Source organism: Leptolyngbya sp. FACHB-711 (assembly GCF_014695615.1).
Taxonomy (GTDB): Bacteria; Cyanobacteriota; Cyanobacteriia; order Elainellales; family Elainellaceae; genus Leptolyngbya_A.
The window spans coordinates 1-6,266 of sequence record NZ_JACJOR010000095.1; the positions used below are offsets into that span (position 1 = coordinate 1).

The window sequence follows — 6,266 nt, forward strand, 5'->3', positions numbered from 1 at the left end:
ACCCACGGCTCCGCAGGTAAATTGTTGCTCAGGAAGGACACTCGGTTTTGCGCGATCTTGCCAACTTTGTAGGCTCCCATTGGAACTCGCCCAAAAAAGCCATCGGTGCGCGTGTACATTCCTGCTGATGCCACCAGTCGCAGCATGGTTTGATCGGGTTCCAGCAACCAGATTCGTGCAAAGGCACAGCGAAACCGATCGACTAATCCCTGAGCCACACAACAGGCGATCGGCTCTGGCTCCAGGCATCCAGAAAAGGACTGAGCAATTTCGTTGGCTTGCTGCAAGTCCAACAGAACTCGTGTGGAGTCCAGCAGACCGCCTGATAGGCTTGCCATAGTGTGAAAAGCAAGTAGTGAACCCATCATCTCCCATTGAGGCGCAGTTTCCCGTCTACCTCTGTATCCGCGATCACAGAATGCCTGCTTCTGGCCGAAAACAATTCGCCCGTCTTTAGAGAGGTGATTCAGCCGCTCACCCATGCCTACGATGAAAGCTGCACTAGATCGCCAGGGAGCAACGATGCAAACTCAACCACATACCACCATGCCCACCCGACCGCTCGGTGACTCTGACCTTCATATTACCCCGATTGGCTATGGAGCTTGGGCGATCGGTGGTGGAGATTGGCAATTTGGCTGGGGTCATCAGGAAGACCAGGACTCGATCGCTGCAATTCATCGGGCACTCGATCTGGGCATGAACTGGATTGATACTGCCGCGATTTACGGCCTGGGACATTCTGAGGAAATTGTGGGGAAGGTGCTGAAAGAGCGATCCCGCAGGGCTGCGGGCATCGGTGCCCGGTCGGAGCGTCCCTATGTGTTCACCAAATGTTCGATGATCTGGAACGAAGCGCGTGAAATTAGCCGCAGCTTAAAAGCTGATTCCCTTCGCCGCGAATTGGAAGCTAGCCTGCGCCGCCTCCAGGTAGAAACGATCGATCTCTATCAGATTCACTGGCCCAATCCAGACTCAGACATCGAGGAAGGCTGGAGTACACTGGCAAAGTTTAAAGAAGAGGGAAAAGTCCGCTACATTGGCGTTTCAAACTTTAGTGTGGAACAGATGCGCCGCGCTCAGGCGATCGCCCCCATTACCTCGCTTCAGCCGCCCTACTCGCTGGTAAAACCTGGTGTGGAGCAGGAAATTTTACCGTTCTGCCAGCAAAATAATATTGGCGTAATCGTTTACTCGCCGATGCAGTCTGGCTTGCTGACCGGAGCCATGACCCTAGAGCGCATCGCTAATCTGGCAGACGACGACTGGCGCAAGAGTAGCTCTGAATTTCAGGAACCACGCCTGTCTCGTAACCTAAAACTGGTTGAACTTCTGCGGCAAGTTGGACAGTCTCATGGCCGATCGCCCGGAGAAGTTGCCATCGCCTGGACGCTTCGCCACCCCGCTGTCACTGCTGCGATCGTGGGAGGACGGAGCGGAAAGCAGGTTGAGGGCATTATTAGCGCGGCTCAATTTCGCCTGACCGAGGAAGAACTCCGTCAAATTGATGGCTTTCTGCGGGAAAATCCTTAAGTCGATAGATTAATCATCTAGCTCAATTGCTGAGTTCGTGCGGATAGCGATCGAGCCAGGCTTGTTGGATGCCTAAGGATTGCAGCAAATCAGCAGTAGAGAAGTATCCCTCCTGGAGAATGACGCGAATCCTCCAGGGAGGGTTGAAGGCAAGTTCTGGATTTTGAAAAATGAGTGCTCAGAATTTTTCTGATGATAAGAAACTTGTGCAAATCCATCAGAAAATTCAGATTTTATCGATTGAAATTGTGCCTTGAACTGCCTCTCTACCCCAACCGTGCTAAGGTTTAAGTTGATATCGGTTTTGATGGGGAGCAGCCATCAAACGTAAGGGGGAAAGTTTGGTGCAAATCCAACGCTGTCCCGCAACTGTGATGAGACGGTGATGCAATGAAGTGTCTCTGAGTCAGGATGCCCGCCGATTGACTTCATGACCCTATCTGCGAGGTACAGATTGTGTTTCAAGCGTTTATGTTGCAAGAGTTTGTGCTTCAAAAATTCTCAAGCTTTGGGCCGAGAATGTCCCATTGCTTAAAGCGATCGCCCACAAGCTAACAGCAGACATTCTGAGGATACTTTGAGCAGCGGCTCAACAGATGCTTACCAGATACTTATCAAAGTGTCACGATGTTGATTCGCTATGAACCGATGCTGAGCCTGATTCTGTTGACTGTAGAGTTTCGATACAAACGATCAGTTTTATTTCCTTCAGTCCTATCCTGATGCTCAAGAATTCTGCATGAGTGTTTATACAATACGGCAACCAATGCGGCAACAGGCTGCGATCGTCCTGCTCTTGCAATAAGTGCTCGCTGTAAGGAGATGTTTTGGGAACAAACCGTTGGGTAACAAGCCGGAAAAATACAGCTCTGGAAACAATGCAGATCTAGAACATCGAACGACGACTAACTTGAAAAATTGACCTGAAAATTATTCTTAATCATGATGCAAAACACTTTATTTGTCTGTGTTCTCTGCCGTTCTTCTCAATTAGAAACAAACCAATTAAGTCCAGGTCAAATCCTGTTCGATCGCTTAAAAGAAGAACTGGCAAATTGTGACTGGAACGAGGCAATTTGCCTTCAACCTGTACGCTGTATGGGGGCTTGCAGCCGTTCCTGTGTTGTGGCACTGGCTGCTCCCAATAAGCTCACTTTTATTTTGAGTGAACTGTCTGCGCTCGAATCTGTTGCTGAACTGCTGCAATTTAGCCAACAGTATTCAGATAGCGCAAGCGGTAAGGTTCCCTATCGAGAACGTCCGGCTGCTGTGAAGCAAGGTATTCATGCAGTTTTGCCGCCGCTGCCCGTTTTACCGCAAGCGATCGATCTAACCTCTTAGAAGCCTAACTTCTAAGAAGCCGTAGACCACTCAGGGTCACGAGAACAGTTGATCCTTCGTGTCCAATCACGCCCAATGGCAGTGTAATATCGCCGACAAAATTGGCGGTAATGAGCAGCAAAATGAATGCCAGCGCAAAGATGATATTTTGTTTTACTACGAATTGGGAACGCTTTCCCAGTCGAATCGCGGCTGCAATTTTTTCCAGGCGATCGGTCATCAAAACAATGTCTGCGGTTTCTAATGCGACATCACTGCCTGCGGTTCCCATTGCAATTCCGACTGTTGCCTGAGCGAGTGCAGGCGCATCATTAATTCCGTCACCCACCATGACCACCGTTTCATACTTTTGCTGGAGTTGCTGAATAATTTGAAGCTTCTCTTCTGGCAGCAGTTCGGCATATACCCGATCGATTCCAACCATCTGTGCCACACTATCTGCGGTTTGTTGATTATCTCCAGTCAACATCACGATCGCTTCGATTCCCATTCGTTTGAGCTGAGCAATTGCCCTGGCTGCCTCTGGCCGAACCGCGTCGGCGATCGCAATCAGTCCCAGCACCTCCGCTTCCTGAGCGACCCAAACGACTGTTTTTCCATCTTGTTCGAGCTGGTGACTGGCTGCTAGCAGATCTGCGGGAATTTGCTGAATCTTGGATCGCACAAAAGCCGCTTTGCCGACGCGAACCGAAATATTACCTTTTAACCCGGTGATCCCCTGTCCCGGCTGTGCTTGTACGAAGGTCAGCGATAGATTTTGGGATGAACTTCCGGTAGAAGTTATCCGCGCTGCCCGTTGACAAATTGCCTGCCCGATCGGATGTTCTGAATAAGTTTCTAGCGCGGCGGCAAGTTCCAGCACCTCTGCTTCCTGGTATCCCAATGCCGGAATCACTTTGCACACTTGGGGCTGTCCGGTGGTGAGCGTTCCGGTTTTGTCAAAGGCAATCGCCCTCACTCTTCCCATTAATTCCAACTGAGCCCCGCTCTTAAACAGAATTCCCTGTCTGGCTCCGTTTGCAATGCCTGAAAGCAGCGTCGGCATGATTGCAGCTACCAAGGCACAGGGAGAGGCAACCACCAGAAAAATCAATGCCCGGTAAATCGTCGTTTCCCAGCTCCAGCCCCACAAGAAAGGCGGTAAAATCGCCAGCAGCACACCCATCAGAACAACCACACGGGCATAGCCTCGCTCAAACCGTTCGATAAACTGCTGGGAAGGCGGCTTCTCGGTCTGTGCCTGTTCCACCACGCGGATGATTTTTTGCAGCAGGCTGCTTTCTGGCGGTTGATGCACGTTGAGCAGCAATGCTCCGTAGCCATTCAGGGTTCCGGCAAATACCTCATTCCCAGCGGTTTTCTCGATCGGCAGCGATTCTCCCGTGATAGCGGCTTCATTCAGAGCGGTCTCTCCCTCCAAAATGACTGCATCTGTTGGAATTAGTTCTCCTGGCTTGACTCGGATGCGATCGCCTACTCTTAGTTCTGCAATCGGCATCATGCGCTCTTGTCCATTGACGACCACGCGTGCAGTGTCTGGCGTGAGGCTCATCAGGCTGCGGATACTGCGTTCTGTATGCCGCATTGCATAACTCTCCAGTGCACCGCTAGTGGCAAAAATCAGGATCAGCATAGCTCCATCAACAATTAGATGGTATTCGTGCCGCCATAGTCCCAGAAAAGCGGCTCCCAGGGCTGCCACGATCATCAGCAGGTCAACATCTAACTCCCTTTCCTGAAACAATGTAGTCAAGCCTTCACGGGCACTTTCCCAGCCTCCAACCACATAGGCAATTGGCAGCAGCAGTAGTGCCAGTCCCAGCCAGTTCAAATGCAATGCAGTCCAGCCCAGAAACACCAGAACACCACACAGCAAGGCAGCGATCGCATCAGGATGATCTGTGGCAAGCCGAGGAAGACGAGTCGGATAAAGCATGGGCAGAGTCAGAAACACCTGCTCTCAGGCTAAACCCTGACACTGATGTTAATGTCAAGAATAAAGACTTTAACTCAGACAAGATGGCGCAGGTATTGACGATTAAAGAACTGACTGATGCAGTTGGGGGCGGAATCACACCCCGCATGGTGCGGCACTATCATCAGCTCGGGCTGCTGCCTCAACCTGCCCGCTCGCCTGGAAACTACCGCCTTTATACTGACTCAGATGTGCAGCGACTCAAGCAGATTGTTGCCCTCAAACAGCAGGGGTTTCAGCTTGCCCATATCCTAAAATTGCTGGCAGCAGACCCAAGTCACGATGCACCGGAAACATTGCTGTCTCAGCTTCAGCGACAATATCAGACCGTGATCGAGCAAATCACCCGGCTCCGGCAAACTGCATCTGCATTGGAGCATTTACTCGGACGCGATCGCTCCTGTCAAGCGGCCCAGGCAGAAGTGCTGGCGCACTTGAAACCGCTAGAGGCACAGACACAAACTCATCTGCATTGCTTTGAGGAACTGTGGAATCAAATAGATGCTGAGGTTCATACCCATCCCGAAGCGTTTGGGGAATCTCTGCAACGGCTCTTACCTGACCTAGGCGATCGTTCCGAGATTGAAGTGGATTTGATTGCCCGACTGGTGCTGGCTTGTGGGGATGTTAGCTTAGCTTCATTTGTGCGATTGGGGAAAGGAGCAACTACCGCAGAGCGTAACTGTGGAGCGATCGCTGCCAGCCGAGAGGCGTTAAAGGCAGGTTGTCTCGTTATTGCCGATGTGCCGATGGTAATGACAGCCCTAGATCAGCCTCGTCTGCGGCATTTAGGCTGCAAAACAGCGACGCTAATCGATGACCCACATATTACCAGCGCAACAGATGCAGAACAGTTGTTTTGGCAGCAGACTTGGAGAGAACGCTTAAGCAGTTGTCCAAACGGGTGCATTTTCGTGGTGGGCTATGCGCCCTCAGTTTTGCTAGCACTGTGTGAAGCAATTGCCCAGGGAACTATTCAACCCGCTTTGGTGATTGGGATGCCGATTGGCTTTAGCCATGCACCCATTGCTAAACAGCAATTAATGCAGTCGGGAGTTCCGTTTATTACGATCGAAGGTTCCACCGGTGGAGGACTGCTTGCCGCTATAGCACTCAATTCACTCGCAGAATCCCTCATTGCGAAGCCAGACTGTCATTGTTATCTCACTGGGCGCTAACAAGCACGCAGCGAACGAGGGGATGCATCTGATCGCGAAGCTAAACAAAGTGCAGCTTTCTCAATTCTCTGGCGAAAGATCTCTGGCGAAATAGATGCCTTGCCTGTTCGCTCCGCACAGGATACTTACCGAATAATAGAAAACGACGTAAATTATGCTGATCCGGCAAGTAGTTTGAGCGCTCGTTAAGATTTTTGCAATCTAATACCTGAATACCTGTTCAGATATAAAATAGTCGA

The 6,266-nt window shown here is 50.8% G+C and carries 5 protein-coding genes and 1 riboswitch; of the genes, 3 read left to right on the forward strand and 2 right to left on the reverse strand.

The window, feature by feature from the left end; translation table 11 throughout:
• A partial coding sequence (locus H6F80_RS02880) for a GAF domain-containing protein (RefSeq protein ID WP_190790106.1) occupies positions 1 to 338 on the reverse strand: 338 nt, incomplete at its 3' end.
• A 151-nt stretch (positions 339 to 489) separates the two neighbouring features.
• Between H6F80_RS02880 and H6F80_RS02885 the strand changes: the two genes are divergently transcribed.
• Both H6F80_RS02885 and H6F80_RS02890 read left to right on the forward strand, forming a co-directional pair.
• Positions 490 to 1,533, forward strand: coding sequence for an aldo/keto reductase (locus tag H6F80_RS02885; RefSeq protein ID WP_199296332.1), 1,044 nt, complete (start codon positions 490 to 492; stop codon positions 1,531 to 1,533).
• Between the two features lie 282 nt (positions 1,534 to 1,815).
• A riboswitch (cobalamin riboswitch) is annotated at positions 1,816 to 1,968 on the forward strand.
• Between the two features lie 507 nt (positions 1,969 to 2,475).
• Positions 2,476 to 2,874, forward strand: a complete 399-nt coding sequence (locus tag H6F80_RS02890) for a DUF1636 domain-containing protein (protein WP_190790107.1) — start codon at positions 2,476 to 2,478, stop codon at positions 2,872 to 2,874.
• 4 nt (positions 2,875 to 2,878) lie between these two features.
• On the opposite strand, the gene H6F80_RS02895 is transcribed toward H6F80_RS02890, so the two are convergent.
• Complete coding sequence (locus tag H6F80_RS02895; RefSeq protein WP_190790108.1) at positions 2,879 to 4,810, reverse strand: heavy metal translocating P-type ATPase; 1,932 nt, start codon at positions 4,808 to 4,810, stop codon at positions 2,879 to 2,881.
• Between H6F80_RS02895 and H6F80_RS30215 the strand changes: the two genes are divergently transcribed.
• A complete protein-coding gene (locus H6F80_RS30215) occupies positions 4,711 to 6,027 on the forward strand; it encodes a precorrin-8X methylmutase (protein WP_277879018.1) in 1,317 nt (438 codons plus the stop codon). The two genes, H6F80_RS02895 and H6F80_RS30215, sit on opposite strands and share 100 nt — an antisense overlap.
• Positions 6,028 to 6,266: the final 239 nt, after the last annotated feature.